The organism is Mesorhizobium sp. LCM 4576, from assembly GCF_001854815.1.
Lineage (GTDB): Bacteria > Pseudomonadota > Alphaproteobacteria > Rhizobiales > Rhizobiaceae > Mesorhizobium > Mesorhizobium plurifarium.
This window is the reverse complement of record NZ_MDDT01000089.1, coordinates 1-22,008: the sequence shown is the minus strand read 5'-3', so window position 1 is coordinate 22,008 and position 22,008 is coordinate 1. Positions and strand designations below refer to the sequence as shown.

Genomic DNA, 22,008 nt, shown 5'->3' with positions numbered 1-22,008 from the left:
GAGTCTGCAATCAGTACCCAGCCTCGCGGTCGACCAGGTTCTCGAGCTTTTCGCCGCGCTCGAATGCATCCATCTGCCGAAGCATGGCCGGCACCAGATGGGCCGGGTCCGAGGTGGCCGCCGCATGCGGCGTGACGAACACTTTCGGATGGCTCCACAGCGGGCTGGTCTTCGGCAGCGGCTCGACTTCGAACACGTCGAGGCTCGCTTCCTTCAGCGTGCCGTCGTCCAGCGCGCGCACGATGTCGGCGTCCTTCTGCAGGCGTCCGCGCCCGGCATTGATCAGCACGGCGCCGCCAAGGCCGTTGCGCCGGYGCAGTTCCTTGAGCAGCCCGTAATTCACGATGCCCCGGGTTTGCGGCGTCAGCGGCAAGAGCACGACGAGGATGTCGGTGGCGTTGAGGAACGGGATCAGCCCCGCCTCGCCGGAATAGGTCGAGACGCCCTCCATCGGGTGCTCGGTGCGCGACCAGCCGTTCACGGCGAAGCCGAGCGACAAGAGCACCGAGGYGGCCGCGCGGCCGAGATGGCCGAGCCCCATGATGCCGACGGAGATGTCCCCGGCCGGCCGCTGTAGCGGCTCGTGCCAGGTCTTCTTCGGCTGCTGTGCCCGGTAGAGCATGCCGTGCCGATGGTGATCGAGCACCCGCCAGGCGACATATTCGGTCATGTATTGCGTGAGATTGTCGGCGACGACCCTCACGATCGGCACGTCGGGCAGGCCGGGATCGGCGAAGATGTGGTCGACCCCGGCGCCGACCGAGAAGATGGCGCGCAAATTGGGCAGCCCGGAGAGCAGGTTCGGCTTGTGCTTCCACACCACTGCGTAGGCGATCGAGGGGTCGCTGGCGCCGGCCGGCTCCAGCACCACCTCGCGCTCGGCCGCCAGCAGCTGGTGCCAGCGCTGCGGGTGGAACGCCGTCACGGCAAGCAGGATTTTGCCTTTTTCCATTCTCGGATTTTTCTTCCCTGTTTCGCCAATGCGGGTCCGGTTACTCGCTGACCACGCCGGTCGGTGCGGTTTCGATCTTGAAGGCCGCCGCCATCAGCGCCCGCGTATAGTCGGTTTGCGGGCTGCTGAAAATCTGCTCGGAAGGTCCCGCTTCGACGATCTGGCCATTGCGCATGACGATGACGTCATTGGCAAGGGCGCGGACGACCTTGAGATCGTGGCTGATGAAGAGATAAGCGAGGTTATGCTTGGCCTGCAGGCCGCGCAACAGGTCGACGACCTGCGCCTGCACGCTCATGTCGAGCGCCGAGGTCGGCTCGTCGAGCATGACGAAGCGCGGGTTGAGCACCATGGCGCGGGCGATGGCGACGCGCTGGCGCTGACCGCCTGAAAATTCATGCGGGTAGCGGTGGCGCGTTTCGGGGTCGAGGCCGACCTCCTTAAGCACGGCGACCACCTTGTCGTCGCGCTGGTCGGCCGAGAGCTTCGGCTCGTGGATCTTCAGCCCTTCCTCGATGATCTCGGAGACCGAGAGGCGCGGGCTCAGCGATCCGAACGGATCCTGGAAGACGATCTGCAATTCGCGTCGCAGCGGCCGCATGGCGCTGAAGGAGAGGTGGTCGATGTTGCGTCCGTTGAAATTGATCGTGCCAGTCGAGGAGATCATCCGCGCGAGCGCCAGGCCCAGCGTCGTCTTGCCCGAGCCGGATTCGCCGACCACGCCAAGCGTCTGGCCGGCGCGCACCGTGACGTCGATCCCGTCGACCGCCTTCACATAGTCGACCGTCTTGCGGAAGAAACCCTTCTTGATCGGGAACCAGACCTTAATGTCCTCGCCCATCATGACGGATTTGGCGCTTGGGTCGGCCGCGGGCGGCTTGCCCTTCGGCTCGGCTGCCAGCAGATGCTTGGTGTAGTCGTGCTGCGGGTTGGCGAAGATTTCCCTGGTTGGACCGCTCTCGACGATCTTGCCCTTGGTCATGACGCAGACGCGGTCCGCGATCCTGCGCACGATGCCGAGATCATGGGTGATGAACAAGAGCGACATGCCCTTGCGGGCTTTCAGCTTAGCCAGCAGTTCCAGGATCTGCGCCTGCACGGTGACGTCGAGCGCGGTCGTCGGCTCGTCGGCGATCAGAAGCTCCGGCTCGTTGGCCAAGGCCATGGCGATCATGACGCGCTGGCGCTGGCCGCCGGAGAGCTGATGCGGATAGGCGTCGAGGCGTTTTTGCGGATCGCGGATGCCGACCTCGGTCAGCAGCTCGAGCGTGCGCGCACGGGCGGCTTGATCGCGCATACCCTGGTGGAGCTGCAGCACCTCGACGATCTGCTGCTCGATCGTGTGCAGCGGGTTGAGCGAGGTCATCGGCTCCTGGAAGATCATGGTGATCTTGTTGCCGCGCACGCCGCGCAACGCCTTCTCGTCCATGGCGAGCAGGTCGGCGCCGCTGAACAGGATCTTGCCCGAGGGATGGCTGGCGGCGGGATAGGGCAACAGCTTCAGYACCGACAGYGCCGAGACCGATTTGCCGGAGCCGGACTCGCCGACTAGGGCAACCGTCTCGCCCTTGGCGATGTCGAATGAGACATGGTCGACGGCGATCGATTGATTGCCRCCCTGCGCGAAGGCGACGCTCAGATCTTGGACGGACAGCAGGGCTTCGCTCATTTGAACGTCTTGCGCGGATCGAAGGCGTCGCGCGTCGCCTCGCCGATAAAGACCAGCAGCGACAGCATCAGCGAGATGACGATGAAGCCGGAGATGCCGAGCCAGGGGGCGTTGAGGTTGCGCTGCGCCTGTTTCAGTAGCTCACCCAATGAGGCCGAACCGGGCGGCAGGCCGAAGCCGAGATAGTCGAGCGAGGTCAAGGTCGAGATGGAGCCCGAGAGCAGGAAGGGCAGGAAGGTCAGCGTCGCCACCATGGCGTTCGGCAACRGGTGCCGGAACATGATGGTGAGGTTGGGCACGCCGAGTGCGCGCGCCGCGTTGACATATTCGAAGTTGCGGGCGCGCAGGAATTCGGCCCGCACCACGCCAACCAGCGCCACCCAGGAAAACAACAGCATCAGGCCGAGCAGGATGAAGAAACCGGGCGGCAGGATGGCCGAGACGATAAGCAGGAGGTAGAGCACCGGGATCGCCGACCAGATCTCGATGAAACGCTGGAAGAGAAGGTCGGTCCAACCGCCGAAATAGCCTTGCACCGCGCCGGCCGCGACGCCGATCAGCGACGAGCCGAGCGTCAGGATCAGGCCGAACAGAACCGAGATGCGGAAGCCGTAGAGCACCCGCGCCAGCACGTCGCGGGCCTGGTCGTCCGTGCCCAGCCAGTTCCAGTTGCCGATGGCGCAGTTCTCGTCGGCCTCGCCTTGCGGATACTGGCTGCAGCGGGTCTTCTTGTCGTAAAGCCAGGACGGTTTTGCCGGCGCCGGTTCCGGAATGGCGTTGTTGACCGTCTGGTAGGAGTAGCGGAYCGGCGGCCAGATCATCCAGCCATTGGACTTGATCTCGTCCTGGATCACCGGATCGCGATAGTCGGTGACGGCATAGAAGCCGCCGAACTTCTCTTCCGGWTAGGCGACCAGGACCGGGAACAGGATCTCGCCCTTGTAGGAGGCGATGATCGGCTTGTCGTTGGCGATCAGCTCGGAAAACAGCGACAGCACGAACAGGAACAGGAAGATCCAGAGCGACCAGTAGCCGCGCCGGTTGGCCTTGAAATTCTGCAATCGTCTCTGGTTGAGCGGCGACAGAAATGGCCTGCGGGGCCGCGCCGGCGCGCTTTCGATCGCGGCCTCGGCCATCAGATGTCTCTCCGCTCGAAGTCGATGCGCGGATCGACCCAGGTGTAGATCAGGTCGGACAGAAGGCCGACGAACAGGCCGAGCAGCGAGAAGATGTAGAGGGTGGCGAACACCACCGGATAGTCGCGGTCGATCACCGACTTGAAGCCGAGCAGGCCGAGGCCGTCGAGCGAGAAGATGTTCTCGATCAGCAGCGAACCGGTGAAGAAGGCCGAGATGAAGGCGCYGGGAAAACCGGCGATCACGATCAGYATGGCGTTGCGGAAGACGTGGCCGTAGAGCACTTTGYGCTCCGACAGGCCCTTGGCGCGCGCCGTCACGACATATTGCTTGCGGATTTCCTCGAGGAAGGAGTTCTTGGTGAGCAGGGTGGTCGTCGCGAAAGCCGAGAGCACGAGCGCCGTCAGCGGCAGCGTCATATGCCAGAAATAGTCGGCGATCTTGGCGGGCCAGGAGAGCTGATCCCAATTGTCCGAAACGATGCCGCGCAGCGGGAACCAGTCCCAGAACGACCCGCCCGCGAACAGCACCATGAGCATGATGCCGAACAGGAAGCCGGGAATGGCATAGCCGACGATGACGACGCCGCTCGTCCACACGTCGAAGGTCGAGCCGTCCTTCACCGCCTTGCGAATGCCGAGCGGGATCGAGATCAGGTAGGACAGAAGCGTGATCCACAGGCCGATGGAGATGGAGACGGGCATCTTCTCCAGGATCAGGTTCAGCACCGAGATATCGCGGAAATAGCTGTCGCCGAAATCGAAGCGGATATAGTTCCACAGCATCATCCCGAAGCGCTCGAGCGGCGGCTTGTCGAAGCCGAACTGCTTTTCCAGCTTCTTGATGAATTCGGGGTCGAGCCCCTGCGCGCCGCGATATTTCGAGCCGACATCGCCGGCAACGTCGAAATTAGCGCCGCCGGCGTCRCCGCCACCGCTGCCGAGGCGATCGTTGCCGCCCTGGTTGGTCAGCCGGGCGATCACCTGCTCGACCGGGCCGYCCGGCGCGAACTGGATGACCGCGAAGGAGATCGCCATGATGCCGAACAGTGTCGGGATCATGAGAAGAATGCGGCGCAGGATATAGGCGCCCATCAGGCGACGGGCCCCGCGCGAACAGTCATGTCAGGCTTTGCCAATCTTTGCCGCCTTGCCCTTGTCGAACCACCACAGCGCCTCGACCGGAAAGCCGAAATCGGGTTTCTGTTCGGGGAAGCCGAACATGTCCCAATAGGCGCTTCGGTGATTCGCCAGATACCAACTTGGAATCCAATCGCGCCGGGCGCGCAAGGCCCGGTCCAACGCGCGCATGGCGGTGGTCAGGCTTTCACGGTCCTTGGCGGCGCCGACGGCATCGATCAGCGCATCGATCGCCGGGCTTGCAACGCCCGACAGGTTGCGCGAGCCCGATACGGCGGCRCTGCGCGAGTGGAAGAAGATTTCCAGATCGTCACGAGTCGGCGTGGCGCTGAAATTGAAAGCGGCCGAGAGCAGGTCGAAATCGAATGTCGATTGCCTGAGCTGGTACTGCGCTGAATCCACCAGACGGATCGAGGCATCGATGCCGATGGCCTTCATGTTGGCGACCCAGGGCGAATAGACCTGCACGAATGTCTCGTCGTCGACCAGGAATTCGGCGGCCAGCCGCCCGCCCTTGTCGTTGACCACGAAATCGCCGGAGCGTTTCCAGCCGGCCTGTGCGAGCAGCTTCAATGCCGCGCTCAGTTGCTTGCGGTCCCGCCCGGACCCGTCCGACCGCGGTTGCGCCACCGCCTCTCCGAAGGTCTCCGGCGGCAGTTGGCCCCGCAGCGGCTCAAGCAGGGCCAACTCCTGCGGCGTCGGCATGCCCTCGGCCCGGAAGTCGGATTTTTCGAAGCAGGACTGCGAGCGCTCATAGGAACCATAGAAGAAGTTGCGCCGTGTCCATTCGAAATCGAAGCAGAGCGCGATCGCCTGCCGCACGCGCGGGTCCTTGAATTGCTCACGCCGCTGGTTGACCGCGGTGGCCTGCATCGAAGGCGTGGTTTCGGCCGGGAACTCATGCTTGATAACCTTGCCGGTGGTGAAGGCCGGAAAGTCGTAGGCCGTTGCCCAGACGCGCGAGGTGAACTCCTCGCGGTAGAGGATCTCGCCCTTCTTGAAGGCCTCGAAGCCGGCGGTGCGATCCTGGTAGAATTCGATGCGGATGCGCCCGAAATTGTTCTGGCCGCGATTGACCGGCAAGTCGTTGCCCCAATAGTCGGCCACGCGCTCATATTCGATCCAGGCGCCCGCCGACCAGCGTCCGACCTTGTAGGCGCTTGAGCCGAGCGGCGGATTGAGCTGCGAGGAATCGAACGGATTGGCGGTAAAGAAGGCCTTCGAAAGGATCGGGAATCCGACCACGTTGAGGATGGTGCGGGCCGACTGCTTGCCGGAGAATTTGAGCTCGACCGTGTGGGTGTCCTTCGCCGCCGCGTCATCCAGATGCGTCAGCGACAGCGCGTAGTCCGGATGCCCTTTGTCCTTCAACAGCTTGAAGGTGAAGGCGACATCGTCGGCTGTCAGCGGCGTGCCGTCATGGAAGCGCGCCTCGGGACGCATCGAGAAGGTGAAGACGTTCCGGTCATCCGAGATCGTGACACCGTCCGCGATCAGCCCGTAGACCGCGTCCGGCTCGTCCAGCGCCCGCACCATCAGCGAGTCGAAGCACATTTCCATGCGCTGCGGGGAATCGCCCTTGGGGACGAAGGAATTCAGCGTGTTGAAAGTCTGCGGGCTCTGGTTGGCGCCCCAGTTGGGCGGCGAGAAGTTGAAGGTGCCGCCTTGCGGCGCATCGACATCGACATAGTCGAAATGCGTGAAGTCGGGCTTGTATTTCAGGTCGCCGAAGGCTGACAGGCCATGCAGCTTGACGCCGGTCGGGGTGTCGGCAAAGGCCCGGCCCGGCAGCAGCGCCGCGGCAGTGGCTGCGGCGCCGAGCGCGAGGAAGTCGCGGCGAGGAAGCAAAGTCCGCCGCTCCATCAATTGAGGCCTTTGTATTTGGCGGCCAGCGCCTTTTCCTTCGCCGTGTCGATCCACCAGGAATCGATATCGGCGCCGCGGTAGCTGGGCTGCTTATCCGGCATGCCGAATTTGTTCCAATAGGCCATCCAAATGACCGCGCGATAGTATTGCGGAACGACGTAGTAGTTCCACAACAGGATACGGTCGAGCGCATGGGTCGCGGCGACGAGGTCGTCTCGATCGGTGGCGAAGATGATGCGATCCACGAGAGCGTCGACGACCGGATTCTTTATCCCGGAATAATTGCGCGATCCGGGCGTGTCGGCGGCCTTCGAGCTCCAGAAATCGCGTTGCTCGTTGCCGGGGGATTCCGACTGCTGCAACTGGCTGATGATGACGTCGTAATCGAAATTGTTGACGCGGTTGATGTACTGCGTCTGGTCGATGATGCGCAAATTGGCGTCGACGCCGATCTTGCGAAGGTTGGCGATCCAGGGGCTGGAGATCACTTGATCGGTGTCGTTCCAGCCGAGGATCTCGAACTTGAAAGGCGCGCCGGTCTTGGCGTTCACCATCTTGCCGCCCTTGATCACCCAGCCCGCCTGGGCAAAGAGATCGACCGCCTGCTTCAGGTACTTCCGCTCCGCCTGYGGCGAGTCATAGACCGGCAGCGTGAATTCCTGCGTGAACAACTCGGGCGGGAGCTTGTCGCGGTATTTTTCGAGGATTTCCAGCTCCTTGCCCTGCGGTAGTCCGCTCGACGCCAGCTCCGTGCCCTGGAAATAGCTATGGGTGCGCGTATTCGAATTATAGAACAGTGTGCGGTTCATCGTTTCGAAATCGAACGGAAGCGTCAGCGCCTCGCGCACGAGGCGGTCTTGGAACAGCGGCCGCCTCTGGTTGAGTATGAAGGCCTGCATGGGTTCCGGCGAGGTGGTCTTGAACACCTGCTTGACCACGTCGCCGGCACTCACCGCCGGAAAATTGTAGGCCGTATTCCATCGCCGAGAGCTGTTTTCCGGCTTGATGTCGTCAAGCCCGCCTTTGGTGAAGGCCTGCCAGGAGGCGTTGTCGTCCAGGATATAGGTAAAGCGCTGGGTATCGAAATTCTCGCGACCGATCTTCACCGGCAGCTTTGCACCCCAATAGTCGGGCACGCGCTGCCAGACGATTTCCGAACCCGGTTTGAAGCTGGCGATCTTATAGGCGGCGGAACCCAGCGGCGGCTCCAGCGTCGGCCTGGTGATGTCGCGCTTCTTGCCGCTGGCATCGGTGCCTTCCCACCAGTGCTTCGGCAGCACGACGAGATCGCCGAGAATCCGGGRCAGTTCGCGGTTGCCCTTCTGGTTGAACTGGAACTCGATCTCGCGATCCGAGATCGCGACCGCCTTGGTCACGTTCTCGAAATAGCGGTTGTACATCGGGCTGTTGGTCTTCAGCACCTGGAACGACCAGATCACATCGTCGGCGGTGATCGGCTGGCCGTCATGCCATTTGGCGCGCGGATCGAGCCTGTAGGTAGCCGAGGAATAATCTGGCGGATATTTGTAGGCTTCGGCGATCAGGGGGTGATAGGTGCTACCCTCGTCAGTCGCCTGGTCCATCAGCGTATCGTAGAGCAACCCGCCGCCAAATTGAGCGAAGCCGGAGGCTGGCGATCCCTGAACGATATAGGGGTTGAAGCTGTCGAAGGTGCCGACGACGACACTATTCAACGTGCCGCCCTTGGGCGCATCGGGATTGACGTAATCGTAGCGTTGGAAGTTGTCGCCGTATTTGGACTCGCCCATCAGCGAGGAGGTCGTGTGCCACTCATCGGCGAAGCCGGCCTGCAGGCTGGYGGCGAAGGCGAAAGCGAGCGCCGATGCGAAAAGCGTGCGAAAGCGGCCAACCTTCATGCGTTCTCCTCGTCGCGAAATCTACTCACCGGCAATCTAGATCATTTGACGCCGGTGGAAACCGCAAGGGACGGCCTTTGTCGCCGTCCATGCAGCTTTCCTAACAGAAAAGCCGGGACGAACCCGGCTTTTCCAAGGAAGTCTCTGTGACAAATTGTTTATTGAGCGGGCGCCGCCGGCTTGRCCGGAGCGGCGCCCTCGGCCGGCTTGGCAGCGCCATCCGCCGGCTTGGCGGCATCGGCGGGCTTGGAAGCGTCGGCGGCGGCACCCGGCTGCGGCAGCGGCTTCGGGTTATCCGACAGGGTGCGCAGATAGGCGATCACATTGGCGCGGTCTTCTTCCTTCGGCAGGCCGGCAAAGCCCATCGCCGTGCCCTTCACGAACTTCTTCGGCGAGGTGATGAAGTGGTTGAGGTTCTCGTAGGTCCAATGCTCCTGGCCGCCCTTGGAGAAGTCCTTCATGCCGGCCGAATAGGCAAAGCCCGCGTGCTCGGCGACGGGGCGGTCGACGATGTCCCAAAGGTCCGGACCGACCTTGTTCGGGCCGCCCTTTTCACCGGAATGGCAGGCCTGGCACTTCTTGAAGATGGCCGCGCCCGCCTCGGCATTGGCGCCGGCGAGCAGGTCGGCGATCGGCTTGGCTTCCGCAGCGGGAGCAGCCGGGCCGCCTTCGGTCGGCTCCTGCGCCTCGATGGCGAAGCCGGGCTTTTCGGGCGCCGGCGAGGCGAACAGCCCGTCCGAGACGAGGCCTATTGAAAACACGATGAAGCAGGTTCCCAGAAATCCGCCGAGCAGCTTGTTGACTTCGTTGGAATCCATACGCCCCTTGCTCCCYTTTCCGGCGGACCGTCCCGTCCACTCCGTCCGTCGGTATCGCGAACTGCCCTGAAAGGCCAGTCAAATCGGGCGGAAACTAGGTCTTTTGCTCTGGCGTTGCAACACCTATAAGGGCGCTTCCAGTGAGACCTTTTGCCACTTTTCCATCCGCGTTTTTCGACCGCCCAAAAATCCGATGTCAACCTTGATCCTGATCCCCGCCCGCATGGCCTCGACGCGCCTGCCGGGCAAGCCGCTGGCCGACATTGCCGGCGCGCCGATGATCGTCCATGTCGCCCGCCGCGGGGCCGAGGCCGGGCTTGGCCGCGTTGTGGTGGCGACCGACACCGAGGCCGTCGCGCAAGCCGTGCGGACGCATGGCTTCGAGGCGGTCATGACCCGCACGGATCACGAATCGGGCTCCGACCGCATTTTCGAGGCGCTGACGGCGCTCGACCCCGAAAAACGGGTGGAAACGATCGTCAACGTCCAGGGCGACCTGCCCACCATCGATCCCGAGATCATCGGCGCGTCGCTGCGGCCGTTCGAGGACAAGTCGGTYGACATCGCCACGCTCGGCGTCGAGATCGTGCGCGACGAGGAGAAGACCAACCCGAATGTCGTCAAGATCGTCGGCTCGCCGCTTTCGGCGACACGGCTGAAGGCGCTCTATTTCACCCGCGCCACCGCGCCCTGGGGCGAGGGGCCGCTCTACCATCACATCGGCCTATACGCCTACCGCCGTGCGGCGCTCGAACGCTTCGTGGCGCTCAAGCCGTCGCCGTTGGAGCGGCGCGAGCGGCTGGAGCAGCTGCGCGCGCTGGAAGCCGGCATGCGCATCGACGCCGAGATCGTCAAATCGCTGCCGCTCGGCGTCGACACGCCGCACGATCTCGAACGCGCCAGGCAGATCCTTTCGAAATGAGACATGAGCATGCCTGAAAAGACCAACAGAATTTCCTTCCAGGGTGAGCCCGGCGCCAATTCCGACACGGCCTGCCGCAACATGTTTCCGTCGATGGACCCGTTGCCGTGCCCGACCTTCGAGGACGCCTTCAACGCGGTCGAGACCGGCAAGGCCGAGCTCGCCATGATCCCCATCGAGAACACGATCGCCGGGCGCGTCGCCGACATCCACCACCTCTTGCCGGAATCGAAGCTGCACATCGTCGGCGAATATTTCCTGCCGATCCACTTCCAGCTGATGGTGCTGCCGGGCGTGAAGCGCGACGAGATCAAGACCGTCCAYAGCCATATCCATGCGCTGGGACAGTGCCRCAAATACATCCGCAAGAACGGCTGGAAGCCGGTGATCGCCGGCGACACGGCAGGCTCGGCCAAGATGGTGTCGGAGGTGAAGGACCGCACCATGGCTTCGCTGGCGCCGGCTTTGGCCGCGGAGCTTTATGGGCTCGACATCATCGAGAAGAATGTCGAGGACACCGATTCCAACGTCACTCGCTTCGTCGTGCTGACCAAGAACAAGCAATGGGTGGAGCGCCCCGCGCCGGACGCCAAGATGATGACGACCTTCATCTTCCGTGTCCGCAACGTGCCTGCCGCGCTCTACAAGGCCATGGGCGGCTTCGCCACCAACGGCATCAACATGACCAAGCTCGAGAGCTACCAGCTCGGCGCCTTCACCGCGACGCTGTTCYACGCCGACATCGAAGGCCATCCGGACGACCCGCTGGTCAAGCTGGCGCTGGACGAATTGCGCTTCTTCTCACGCGAAATGCGCATCCTCGGCGTCTATCCGGCAAGCGCCTCGCGCGAACAGTGGAAGGTTGCGGATTGACCGGCTAGTGGCCGTCAACCGACGGTTCGGATCTCACGACCTTCGAGATTGGCGGGAGCCTTCGTGTTTCGTCATCCACGGGCGGAGCGACGCGAAGCGGAGCGCGCAGACCCGAGGATCCACGCCGTTACCTCAGCCGAGGGGCGCAGCGGAGCAGAATTCTGGACTGTCGCAAAGCGTCGAAGTCACGGCATGGATCCTCGGGTCTGCGCGCGTCGCTTCGCTCCTTGCTTCGCCCGGGGATGACGAAACACGGAGGTCTGCGCCAATCTCCGACGTATGCGCTCGAACCAATCTCAGCCGAACCCCAACGGCACGTAGTCGATCTCCATGAACGTCTCGACCTCGGGCACCCAGCGGTCGCGCACGAAGGCGACGTGGTCGGGATGCTCGTTGTAGCGCGTGTAGGCTGCCTGGTCGGCGAACTCCATCGAGAAGCCGAACTGGTAGTCGTTCTTGGGGCTCACCTGCCGCAACTGCTCGAAATGAGTGACGCCCTTAATCCCGGTCAGGATCTTCTTCGCGTCGTGGAGGAAGCGCTTCGTTTCCAGCGAATGCGGCTCGTGCTTCAAGCTGAACACCACGGTATGACGGATCATTCTTGCGCTCCTATTCGCTGTCGACCCAGGCGCGGATGAGGTGATGGGCGATCGCCCCTTTCGGCGGCGTGATCAAGCCGTCGGCATGCTGCCTGTCCAGCATCGTGCGCACTTCGTCGCGATTAAACCAGCGGCAGTCCTCGAGCTCGTTGAGGTCGGCCTGGATATCCTCGTTGAGCGGCTCGCCGAAGCAGCCGATCATCAGCGAATAGGGGAACGGCCATGGCTGGCTGGCATGATAGACGACGCGTCCGAGCCGGATGCCGGCCTCTTCCAGCGTCTCACGCCGCACCGCCGCCTCGATCGTCTCGCCCGGCTCGATGAAGCCGGCAAGCGCGGAATACATGCCCGGCGCGAAATGCCGGCCGCGCCCCAGCAGGCATTTTTCGCGCGTCGCCGTCAGCATGATCGCCACCGGGTCGGTGCRCGGGAAATGGTCGGTGCCGCAGGCGGGGCAATGGCGCCGGTAGCCGCCGGCCCGCATCTCCGAGCGGTTGCCGCACTTCGAGCAGAAGGCGTGGCTGGCGTGCCAGGCAAGCAGCGCGGCCCCTTGCGCCAGCGCGCCGGCGGCCGCCTCGTCGATCAGCCCCTGCATATAGACGGAGCGATAATCGATCGCCTTGATCGTCTCGGGCAGCTTTTCCGGCTCGACGCCGGCGGGCACCGCCAGCACCGGGCCTTCCTCGGAAAAGCCGAGCAGCACGCCCTGATCGAGCGAAGCCTCGAAGGCCTGRCTTTCATCCGCCTTGAACCATGGCTCGAACGTGCCGTCCTTCAATTTGAGGTAAAGCCGGCCGGCATGCATCAGCATCAGCCGTGCGGTCCGGTCGGCCAGCGCCTTTTCRACCACATCGTCGGCGCGGTTCTCGGACTGCCGGTCGATCCGGTTGCCGGCGAACCCGACGAATTGGCTCGGCTCGCGCAAGGGCGCGTCAAACAGACGAAAGCTCATGGGGACTCGGGCGGGCTGGGGACAAGGGGTGATGCCGAATGGATACTGGTCAGCTTATAGCGCCGCCTTGATCGTCTCGGCAAACCGTCTGATGTCGGAGCGCTGATAGGGCTCGCGCATGCCGTGCCCCCAGACCGGTCCCGGCCAGCCGGGATCGCCCTCGGAGCGGGCGACGACATGGACATGCAGCTGGCGCACGATGTTGCCMAAAGCGCCGGTGTTGATCTTGGTGCAGCCGGTCACCCGCTTCAGCGCCTGCGCCACCATGTTGGTCTCGAAGGTCAGCATCGCCTGGTCGAGCGGCGTCATTTCGTGGATTTCCTCGACGCCCGGCCGCTGCGGCACCAGCACCAGCCATGGCCAGCGGCGGTCGTTCATCAATCTGAGCTCGCAAAGGCCAAGCCACATAAGCTGCTCGCTATCCGCCTCCAATCGGGCGTCCAGCGTGAATCCGGCCTTGAGGCCAGGCAGCATGGGCGTTTCCTTTGTTTTTTGTAGCATTCTTCAAACCAAGGAACGCTAGAGCGGCGGCAAGGTGGCTGCAAGCGATTCGTTGACCGCTATTGGCGTTTTGAAGGACTTTCCAGTCGCGATGTGGCTGCGGGTTCCGGCTCTGCCCTTGCATTTCGCCGCCGAATTGCCGATATGGAGCGCGGGAGGTTGGTGGTGGACGATCCACTCGCCAACCGGGTCAGGTCCGGAAGGAAGCAGCCCTAACGAGCCCGGAACGGGTCATTGTTCCAGCCTCCCGCCTCTTCGCCTTTCTCCCGCGACATTGACGGCGCCAAGCCGTGCGGGCGAGATTATGCGCAGGAATCGGCCGCCCTCCGTCGCGGTCCTGGGAGCTTTTGACGGCGAATGAGCGAAGCCGGAAACTTGGGGACGGGAAGCCTGGAGACCGGTAAGGCCGGCGTCTATCGGGTCCTGGCGCGCAAATACCGCCCTTCGAATTTCTCCGAGTTGATCGGCCAGGAGCCGATGGTGCGCACGCTGACCAATGCGTTCGCCACAGGCCGCATCGCCCAGGCCTGGATGCTGACCGGCGTGCGTGGGGTCGGCAAGACCACGACCGCGCGCATCCTGGCGCGGGCCTTGAACTACAAGACGGCGACCATCGACCAGCCCTCGGTCGACCTTTCGATCCCCGGTGAGCATTGCCAGGCGATCATGGAAGGCCGCCATGTCGACGTCATCGAGATGGACGCCGCCTCGCATACCGGCATCGACGACATCAGGGACATCATCGATCGCGTGCGCTACGCGCCGGTCTCGGCCCGTTACAAGGTCTACATCATCGACGAAGTGCACATGCTCTCCACCCAGGCCTTCAACGGCCTCTTGAAGACGCTTGAAGAGCCGCCGCCGCACGTCAAATTCATCTTCGCCACCACCGAGATCCGCAAGGTGCCGATCACGGTCCTGTCGCGCTGCCAGCGCTTCGATCTGCGGCGCATCGATGCCGGCGCGCTGGTCGGGCATCTGTCCTCGATCGCCGCCAAGGAAGGCATTTCCGTCGATGACGAGGCCCTGGCGATGATCGCGCGGGCCGCCGAAGGCTCAGCGCGCGATTCGCTTTCCATCCTCGACCAGGCGATCGCCCATGGCAGCGGCACCGTCAGCGCCGACGCGGTGCGCGCCATGCTCGGCCTTGCCGACCGCGCCCGCATCATCGACCTGTTCGAGCATGTCATGAAGGGCGACGTGGCGGCTGYGCTCGCCGAGTTCCGCGCACAATACGACACTGGCGCCGATCCGGCCGCGGTGCTCACCGATCTTGCCGAGTTCAACCATCTCGTCACCCGCCTGCGCTTCGTGCCGGCGGCGGCCGACGACGCCTCGCTTTCCGAGGACGAGCGCCGGCGCGGCGCYGAATTCGCCGGCACGCTTTCGGTGCGCGTCCTGTCGCGGACCTGGCAGATGCTCTTGAAGGGCATTCCCGAGGTGCAGTCCTCCAATCGCCCTGTCAGCGCCGGCGAAATGGTGCTGATCAGGCTGGCGCATGCCGCCGACCTGCCGACGCTGGACGAGGCGCTGAAATCGCTGGAAGGCGCGGGACCGCTGCCGAATGGCGCGCCGCGCGCCAATGGCGCACCGGCAAATCCAGGCAATGGCGGCGGCGCAAGCGCCGTGGCGCAGGCGCGAATGCCGGCTTCCACCGGTGGCGGTGCGCAGACGATGCGCCTGGTCGAAACGCAGCCCGTGCCCGTCACCTTTGCTCCTGCGCCGGAGCCGGTTGCCGAAACCCCTGTCGTTCCGGTGAAATCGCTAGCCGACATCGTCGCGCTTGCCGACGCCAATCGCGACATGGCCTTCAAGGTGCTGCTGAAACGCTGCGTGCGGCCGGTGCGCATCGAGCCCGGTCGTCTCGATGTCACCTTGACCGACGACGCGCCGAAGATGCTGCTCAACGACCTGACCTCCAAGCTGCGCGCCTGGACCGGCCGCAACTGGCTGGTGTCGCTGTCGAAGGAGGAGGGCGGCCAGACACTGGCCGAGATGGAGACGACCAAGCGCGAGAACGCCTTCTCCGACGCCAAGGCCGATCCGACGGTCGCARCCATCCTCGCGCGCTTCCCCGGCGCCAAGATCATCGACGTGCGCATTCCGGACGTGCCGGACGTGGAAGACGCCGAAGCCGAAGTGCCGGTCGAGCCCGCCGCCGACGACGACGAAATCTGAAACAATCTTAGAGGACCATCCGATGAAAGATCTTCTCGGCCTAATGGGCAAGGCGAAGGAAATGCAGGCCAAGTTCCAGGCCATGCAGGACGAGATCGCGACGCTTGAAGCCACCGGCCAGGCCGGTGGCGGCCTGGTCAGCATCACGTTGACCGGCAAGTTCGACATGAAGGCGCTGAAGATCGATCCCTCGCTCATCAAGGCCGACGAAGCCGAGATCCTCGAGGACCTCATCCTGGCYGCCCACAATGACGCCAAAAATAAGGTCGAGCAGGTGATGCAGGAGAAGACCAAGGCGTTGACGGYAGGCCTGCCGATTCCGCCCGGAATGAAATTGCCGTTCTGAGGTGGCCTCCACCAGTTAATTGATTATGAACGGAAATTGAGCCCGGGCCGCAATATTAACCATTTTGCCGGCAATGCTCACGGGCTCATTTCGCGGCTTTCATAAAGTTTTACCCAAGTCCAGAAGTTGCTAACCTTCTAGCCATCTTTTTGCCCGAAAGAGTCTCATTCTTGCCACATCTCGGGGCGGGCTGGCATCTGGACATGAGGCTTTTTTGGTGATCGCGACGCGATGGRAGACGCCGCTGCTGCTTATCGGCATCGTCACTTCCCCCTTGCTCCTGGCCGGTTGCAGCCAGACCACTTCCTCCCATGGCATGTCGGTGTCGGGTTTGACCAACGCCCTCACGCCGAGTTTCCTCACCACGCGTACCAGTCACTCGCCGAAGGACAAGGAATGCCTGCAAAGGGCGATGTTCTTCGAGTCCAACCGGTCGAGCCGCGACGGCATGATCGCCGTCGGCACGGTCGTGATGAACCGGCTGCGCTCGGGTCAGCATGGCAACACCATCTGCGAGGTCGTCGGCGAGAGGGGGCAGTTCGCGCCCGGCGTGCTGACGCGGCCGATGAACTCCAAGGCGCTGCCCGACGTCGAGGAAGCCGCGGACGCGGTGCTGAGAGGCGAGCGCAAGGCCAAGCTCAAGAACACGATGTATTTCCACACCGCCGGCCTGCACTTCCCATACAAGAACATGCACTACACCATGGTGGCCGGTGGCAACGCCTTCTACGAGAAGCGCGGCCGCAACTGGCAGCCGCTGCCGGATGAGCCGATGGTCGCCATGGCGGCCGAAAAGTCGCAGAAAATCGATCCTACCGCGCCCGTTCTGGTGGCTTCCGCCGAGCCGGTGGTCAAGACGATCGTACGGCAGGATCCCGCCAAGCAGGCCGCAATGAATGCGGCCGAACCGACGCTTCCGGCCAAGGCGGCAATYGTTGYGGCCGAGGAGACCTATGTGACGGCCGCTGCTGCCCCGTCGCAGAAATCCGGCCGCCTCGCGCAGAAGCCGACGGTCGTGGCGATGCAGGAGCCGATGGCCGAACCGGACGCCTCGCGTTTCGGCGGCACGCTCAAGGGTCGCTACGTCACTTCGGTGCCGAATGCGCCGCAGGAAGCGGCGATGGGTTTCCAGTCGACGCCTGAGAACACCGACGCCATCGGCGCGATGATCGTCAGCCAGGACCGGCCGCTCGAAACCAACTGAACCCGATTGCATCCACAAGGCCCGCCATGGCAGCATGGCGGGCCTTGTGCCGTTGCTGGCTGTTCTGAAAAATCCTAGATCAAGGCGATGTCGAAGAGAATCGCCGGTCCGGAAATCGAACGCCTGATTCAGCTCCTGGCCAAGGTGCCGGGGCTCGGGCCGCGTTCGGCCAGGCGCGCAGCGCTTCATCTCATCAAGAAGAAGGAACAGCTGCTCGAACCTTTGGCCGCCGCCATGGGCGAGGCGGTCGACAAGGTGCGCATCTGCTCGACCTGCGGCAATGTCGACACCTCCGACCCTTGCATGATCTGCACCGACCCGCGCCGCGACGCCGGCACGCTGATCGTCGTCGAGGACGTCTCGGACCTTTGGGCGCTGGAGCGCGCGGCGGCCATGAACGTGCGCTACCATGTGCTTGGCGGCACGCTGTCGCCGCTCGACGGCATCGGCCCAGATCAGCTTAACATCCGCTCGCTGGTCGATCGTGTCGCCGGCGGCGAGGTGAAGGAAGTCATCCTCGCCGTCAATGCCACCGTCGAGGGCCAGACGACGGCGCATTATCTGACGGACCAACTGTCAGGCTTCGAAGTGAAGGTGACGCGGCTCGCGCACGGCGTGYCGGTCGGCGGCGAGCTCGATTACCTCGACGAAGGCACGCTGGCCGCGGCGCTGAGGTCAAGGACGGCGTTTTGAGGGGATTTTGGGGGGCAACCTAGAGATGACAGCATTCCTTCGCGCCCCCCTCTGTCCTGCCGGACATCTCCCCCACAAGGGTGGAGATTGGCAGCTTCGCTCCCGGCGCTCTTCCGGCAACGTTGGCGATTGGCGAAAGCCGACGCGACATCTGATCTCCCCCCAAGTGGGGGAGATGTCCGGCAGGACAGAGGGGGGCGTGACAGAACGCGGCTTTCACAAGCTTGCTCTCGCATTTCTGTTGCTCACACTGATCGGGCTTTTCACCGCACCCACCCACGCCGCTCCCATTGACGACCAGTTCCAAGCCTGGCTGCAAACAGACCTCTGGCCCGAAGCCAAGTCCAAGGGCATTTCGAAGAAAACCTTCGACGCCGCCTTTCTCGGCGTGAAACCGAACCTGAAACTGCCTGATCTCGTCCTGCCCGGCRAAAAGCCGACGACGCCGCAGAAGCAGCACCAGGCCGAGTTCGGCCCGCCGGCCGATTACTTCGCCGAGAAGATCATCCGCGCCGTCACCACCGGCGGCCGCGCGCGAGAGAGCGCCAACGCCAGGGTGCTCGAGCTGATCGAGAAGCGCTACGGCGTGCCGGGCGAGGTCGTGCTTGCGATCTGGGGTCGCGAAACCGGCTTCGGCGCGGCCAAGATGCCTTACGACGCCTTCGAGGTGCTGGGCACCAAGGCGTTCATGTCGACGAAGAAGGATTTCTTCCGCACCGAGGTGCTGGCGGCGCTCGAGATCGTCGAGCGCGGACTGGCGCCGGTCAACGCGATGAAGTCGTCCTGGGCCGGCGCGCTCGGCCAGCCGCAATTCATGCCGACATCGTTCCTCAAGCACGCCGTCGACTTCGACGGCGACGGCCGGCCCGACATCTGGAACTCGACGCCCGACGTGCTCGCCTCGATCGCCAATTACCTTGTGCATTATGGCTGGGTGAGGGGGCGCGGCTGGGGGACCGAGGTGACGGTTCCGGCCAACGTCTCCTGCTCGCTCGAAGGACCCGACCAGGGCAAGAAGATTTCCGATTGGGTGGCGATGGGCATCACGCGCGTCGACGGCAAGGCGTTTGCGGCGAGCGAATTGAAGGCGGAAGGTTTTCTGCTGATGCCGGCCGGGCGCAGCGGCCMGGGCTTCATCGTCACGCCGAACTTCTACGTGATCAAGCAATACAACAACAGCGATCTCTACGGCCTGTTCATCGGCCATGCCGCCGACCGCATCGCCAACGGCGACGCCACCTTCGTCGGCGCCTGGGGCGCGGTCGGCGACCTGCACCGCTCCGACATCGCGGCCCTGCAACGGGCGCTGGAGGCCAAGGGCTATGATGTCGGCAGCGCCGACGGCCTGCCCGGTTTCAAGACCCGCCGCTCGATCGGCGTCTGGCAGGCCAAGAACGGCAAGCCCGCCACCTGCTTTCCCGATGYGGGTCTGGTCGCGCAGCTGAAATAGCGGCTGGCCCCCAAGGCACGGACCCTGGTAAATTTTTGCGGACCGGCGGCTTCAAATAGCCGGCGCATGCGTCGACTCACGGCGTCCCGTCCGGTTCGATATGGTGTCCGGCAAGATGCCCGTTGCCGGTTCGAGAACCGCTGAATAGGGTGTTGACCAACTGGACAAAAAACACGACGGTAAGCGGTCAAAGCCGCAGCCGGCCTTGCCAAGAATAATAGAGCCCTGAGCCGGGAACTCAGGTCAACAAGACAGGGAACGATCACCATGATGCTCGAAAAGTTTGCTCACCGCTCTCGCGCCTTGCTCGCGGGCGCCGCGCTGTCCGCGCTGCTCGTCGCGCCCGCCTTCGCGGTCACGCCCGCCGATACGCTGGTCGAGGGCTTTGCCATCGACGACATCATCTCGATGGATCCGGGCGAAGCGTTCGAGCTGTCGACGGCCGAAGTCACCGGCAACACTTACGACCTCCTGGTCCGCCTCGACCTCAGCGACACGTCCAAGGTCAAGGGCGACCTTGCCGAGAGCTGGACGGTCTCCGACGACGGCCTGACCTACACGTTCAAGCTCAAGCCCGGCATGAAATTCGCGTCCGGCAACCCGATCACCGCGGCCGATGTCGCCTATTCCTTCGAACGCGCCATCAAGCTCGACAAGAGYCCAGCCTTCATCATCAACCAGTTCGGCATCACCGGCGACAATGTCACCGAAAAGGCCAAAGCCGTCGACGACACCACCTTCCAGTTCGTGGTCGACAAGGCCTATGCGCCGAGCTTCGTGCTGAACTGCCTGTCGGCCACCGTGGCCTCCGTCGTCGACGCCAAGCTGGTCAAGGAACATGTCGCCGCCGTCACGCCCAGCGCCGACTACAAATGGGACAACGATTTCGGCAATGCCTGGCTGAAGACCGGCTATGCCGGTTCGGGGCCATACAAGCTGCGCGAATGGCGCGCCAACGAGGCCGTCGTCCTGGAGCGCAACGACAATTACAACGGCGAGAAGGCCAAGCTCGCCCGCGTCATCTACCGCAACATGAAGGAAAGCTCGGCGCAGCGCCTGGCGCTCGAAGCCGGCGACATCGACGTCGCCCGCAACCTCGAGCCGAACGATCTCGACGCCATCGCCAAGAACGCCGATCTCACCAGCACAAGCGCGCCGAAGGGCACGGTCTACTACATCAGCCTCAACCAGAAGAACCCGACCCTGGCCAAGCCAGAGGTGCGCCAGGCGTTCAAATATCTGGTCGACTACGATGCGCTGGGATCGACCATCCTCAAGGGGATCGGCGAGATCCATCAGTCCTTCCTGCCCAAGGGTGACCTCGGCGCCATCGACGACAATCCCTTCAAGCTCGATGTCGCCAAGGCCAAGGAGCTTCTGGCCAAGGCCGGCGTGCCGGACGGCTTCAAGGTGACCATGGACGTGCGTACCGGACAGCCGACCACCGGTATGGCGGAATCGATCCAGCAGACGCTTGGCCAGGCCGGCATCCAGCTCGAGATCATTCCGGGTGATGGTAAGCAAACGCTGACCAAATATCGCGCCCGCAACCACGACATCTATATCGGCCAGTGGGGTCAGGATTATTTCGATCCGAACTCCAACGCCCAGACCTTCGCCTCCAATCCCGACAATTCCGACAACGCCAAGATCAAGACGCTGGCCTGGCGCAATGCCTGGGACATTCCGGACCTGACCAAGGAGACCGATGCGGCACTCTTGGAGAAGGATTCGGCCAAGCGCGCCGACATATACAAGGATCTGCAGCAGAAGATCCTCGACACCAGCCCCTTCGTCATCATCCATCAGCAGCTGGAAGTGGCCGGGCTGCGCAAGAACCTCCAGGGCTTCAAGCTCGGACCGAGCTTCGACACCAATTTCGTCTGGTCGGTCTCCAAGCAGTAAACCCGGCGGACGCGACGGGTGAGCGTAGCTGAAAACCAGGCGGCGGCGGGGCGCGGCAGCGCCCGCGCCGTTGCCATTCTGTCGTCGCTCGGCCGCTTTCTCGTCATCGCGGTGACGACCTATCTCGGGCTTCTCGCGGTGACCTTCTTCATCGGCCGCGTCATTCCGATCGATCCGGTGCTGGCCGTCCTCGGCGATCGGGCGCCGACCGCCGTCGTCGAGCGCACGCGCCGCGAGATGGGCCTCGACCTGCCCTGGATCGAGCAGTTCTATCTCTATGTTAAAGCCGCCCTGAGAGGCGACTTCGGCACCTCGGTGCTGACCACCAATCCGGTGATGTCCGACATCCGTCGCGTCTTTCCGGCGACCATTGAGCTGGCGACGCTGGGCACGATCATCGGCGCTGTCATCGGCGTGCCGCTCGGCGTGTTGGCCGCCGTCAAACGCGGCAGCCTGATCGACCAGGTCGCGCGCATCGTCGGCCTCATCGGCTATTCGGTGCCGATCTTCTGGCTGGGGTTGCTCGGACTGGTGCTGTTCTACGCCAAGCTGCAGTGGATCGCCTTCCCGGCGCGGCTCGATGTGGTCTTCGAATATACCTTCACGCCGATCACCGGATTTTACCTGCTCGATGCCGCGATCCAGGGGCAGTGGGACGTCTTCTACGACGCCTGGCGCCACATCGTCCTGCCGGCCGCGCTGCTCGGCTATCTGTCGCTCGCCTATATCAGCCGCATGACCCGCTCCTTCATGCTGAACGAGCTGGCGCAGGAATACATCGTCGCGGCACGCGCCAAGGGCCTGTCGGAAAGCCGCATCATCTGGGGCCATGCGCTGCGCAACGCCGCAGTGCCGATGGTCACCGTGATCGCGCTTTCCTATGCCAACCTGCTCGAAGGCTCGGTGCTGACAGAGACCGTCTTCTCCT

General features: G+C 63.5%; 19 protein-coding genes and 1 other RNA gene. 10 read left to right on the top strand and 10 right to left on the bottom strand.

Annotated features, from left to right (window positions below; all coding sequences use genetic code 11):
• Positions 1-10 precede the first annotated feature (10 nt).
• The 7 genes from LCM4576_RS31815 to LCM4576_RS31785 form a co-directional block, all read right to left on the bottom strand.
• Positions 11-952: a glyoxylate/hydroxypyruvate reductase A gene (locus tag LCM4576_RS31815; RefSeq protein ID WP_071036297.1), complete on the bottom strand. Its 942-nt coding sequence runs from the start codon at positions 950-952 to the stop codon at positions 11-13.
• Between the two features lie 40 nt (positions 953-992).
• The gene (locus LCM4576_RS31810) at positions 993-2,621 is read right to left on the bottom strand and encodes an ABC transporter ATP-binding protein (protein WP_040986006.1); all 1,629 of its coding nucleotides are present in this window, start codon (positions 2,619-2,621) and stop codon (positions 993-995) included.
• Entirely contained in the window at positions 2,618-3,757 is a 1,140-nt protein-coding gene (locus LCM4576_RS31805) for an ABC transporter permease (RefSeq protein ID WP_071036296.1), read from the bottom strand. The genes LCM4576_RS31810 and LCM4576_RS31805 overlap by 4 nt, the downstream gene beginning before the upstream one ends.
• Positions 3,757-4,851 carry a microcin C ABC transporter permease YejB gene (locus LCM4576_RS31800; protein WP_071036295.1) on the bottom strand — a complete coding sequence of 365 codons (1,095 nt, stop codon included), beginning with the start codon at positions 4,849-4,851 and terminating at the stop codon, positions 3,757-3,759. Before LCM4576_RS31800 ends, LCM4576_RS31805 begins: the two co-directional genes overlap by 1 nt.
• Positions 4,852-4,881: 30 nt before the next feature.
• Entirely contained in the window at positions 4,882-6,759 is a 1,878-nt protein-coding gene (locus LCM4576_RS31795; protein ID WP_071036294.1) for an extracellular solute-binding protein, read from the bottom strand.
• Positions 6,759-8,639, bottom strand: coding sequence for an extracellular solute-binding protein (locus tag LCM4576_RS31790; protein ID WP_071036293.1), 1,881 nt, complete (start codon positions 8,637-8,639; stop codon positions 6,759-6,761). The genes LCM4576_RS31795 and LCM4576_RS31790 overlap by 1 nt, the downstream gene beginning before the upstream one ends.
• 158 nt (positions 8,640-8,797) lie before the next feature.
• Positions 8,798-9,457, bottom strand: coding sequence for a cytochrome c family protein (locus tag LCM4576_RS31785; RefSeq protein WP_071036292.1), 660 nt, complete (start codon positions 9,455-9,457; stop codon positions 8,798-8,800).
• 193 nt (positions 9,458-9,650) lie between these two features.
• Between LCM4576_RS31785 and LCM4576_RS31780 the strand changes: the two genes are divergently transcribed.
• Both LCM4576_RS31780 and LCM4576_RS31775 read left to right on the top strand, forming a co-directional pair.
• Complete coding sequence (locus LCM4576_RS31780) at positions 9,651-10,379, top strand: 3-deoxy-manno-octulosonate cytidylyltransferase (protein WP_040986000.1); 729 nt, start codon at positions 9,651-9,653, stop codon at positions 10,377-10,379.
• Between the two features lie 9 nt (positions 10,380-10,388).
• Positions 10,389-11,252, top strand: coding sequence for a prephenate dehydratase (locus LCM4576_RS31775; protein WP_071036737.1), 864 nt, complete (start codon positions 10,389-10,391; stop codon positions 11,250-11,252).
• A 296-nt stretch (positions 11,253-11,548) separates the two neighbouring features.
• On the opposite strand, the gene LCM4576_RS31770 is transcribed toward LCM4576_RS31775, so the two are convergent.
• The 3 genes from LCM4576_RS31770 to LCM4576_RS31760 are packed head-to-tail and all read right to left on the bottom strand — an operon-like array spanning position 11,549 to position 13,277.
• The gene (locus tag LCM4576_RS31770) at positions 11,549-11,851 is read right to left on the bottom strand and encodes a Dabb family protein (protein WP_071036291.1); all 303 of its coding nucleotides are present in this window, start codon (positions 11,849-11,851) and stop codon (positions 11,549-11,551) included.
• Positions 11,852-11,861: 10 nt separating this feature from the next.
• The gene (gene nudC / locus LCM4576_RS31765) at positions 11,862-12,803 is read right to left on the bottom strand and encodes an NAD(+) diphosphatase (RefSeq protein WP_071036290.1); all 942 of its coding nucleotides are present in this window, start codon (positions 12,801-12,803) and stop codon (positions 11,862-11,864) included.
• Positions 12,804-12,857: 54 nt separating this feature from the next.
• The gene (locus tag LCM4576_RS31760) at positions 12,858-13,277 is read right to left on the bottom strand and encodes an HIT domain-containing protein (protein WP_071036289.1); all 420 of its coding nucleotides are present in this window, start codon (positions 13,275-13,277) and stop codon (positions 12,858-12,860) included.
• Between the two features lie 181 nt (positions 13,278-13,458).
• Between LCM4576_RS31760 and ffs the strand changes: the two genes are divergently transcribed.
• The 8 genes from ffs to LCM4576_RS31720 form a co-directional block, all read left to right on the top strand.
• An RNA gene (gene ffs, locus LCM4576_RS31755) (signal recognition particle sRNA small type) lies at positions 13,459-13,555 on the top strand.
• 106 nt (positions 13,556-13,661) lie between these two features.
• Positions 13,662-15,482 (top strand): DNA polymerase III subunit gamma/tau, encoded by a 1,821-nt coding sequence (locus tag LCM4576_RS31750; protein WP_071036288.1) that lies wholly within the window; start codon positions 13,662-13,664, stop codon positions 15,480-15,482.
• 22 nt (positions 15,483-15,504) lie between these two features.
• Positions 15,505-15,828 (top strand): YbaB/EbfC family nucleoid-associated protein, encoded by a 324-nt coding sequence (locus LCM4576_RS31745; RefSeq protein WP_071036287.1) that lies wholly within the window; start codon positions 15,505-15,507, stop codon positions 15,826-15,828.
• 217 nt (positions 15,829-16,045) lie between these two features.
• Positions 16,046-17,032 (top strand): cell wall hydrolase, encoded by a 987-nt coding sequence (locus tag LCM4576_RS31740; protein WP_071036735.1) that lies wholly within the window; start codon positions 16,046-16,048, stop codon positions 17,030-17,032.
• An 87-nt stretch (positions 17,033-17,119) separates the two neighbouring features.
• Entirely contained in the window at positions 17,120-17,725 is a 606-nt protein-coding gene (recR, locus tag LCM4576_RS31735; RefSeq protein ID WP_071036286.1) for a recombination mediator RecR, read from the top strand.
• A gap of 175 nt (positions 17,726-17,900) precedes the next feature.
• The gene (locus LCM4576_RS31730; RefSeq protein WP_071036285.1) at positions 17,901-19,175 is read left to right on the top strand and encodes a lytic murein transglycosylase; all 1,275 of its coding nucleotides are present in this window, start codon (positions 17,901-17,903) and stop codon (positions 19,173-19,175) included.
• A 267-nt stretch (positions 19,176-19,442) separates the two neighbouring features.
• On the top strand, positions 19,443-21,080 hold the full coding sequence (locus LCM4576_RS31725; protein ID WP_040985993.1) for an ABC transporter substrate-binding protein: 1,638 nt from the start codon (positions 19,443-19,445) through the stop codon (positions 21,078-21,080).
• 18 nt (positions 21,081-21,098) lie between these two features.
• On the top strand, positions 21,099-22,008 hold a 910-nt coding region (locus tag LCM4576_RS31720), incomplete at its 3' end, for an ABC transporter permease (protein WP_071036284.1).

What these genes read in the sequence shown, in the direction of transcription:
- LCM4576_RS31770 (WP_071036291.1), bottom strand. Translation starts at nt 11,851, where the DNA reads ATGATCCGTCATACCGTGGTGTTCAGCTTGAAGCACGAGCCGCATTCG.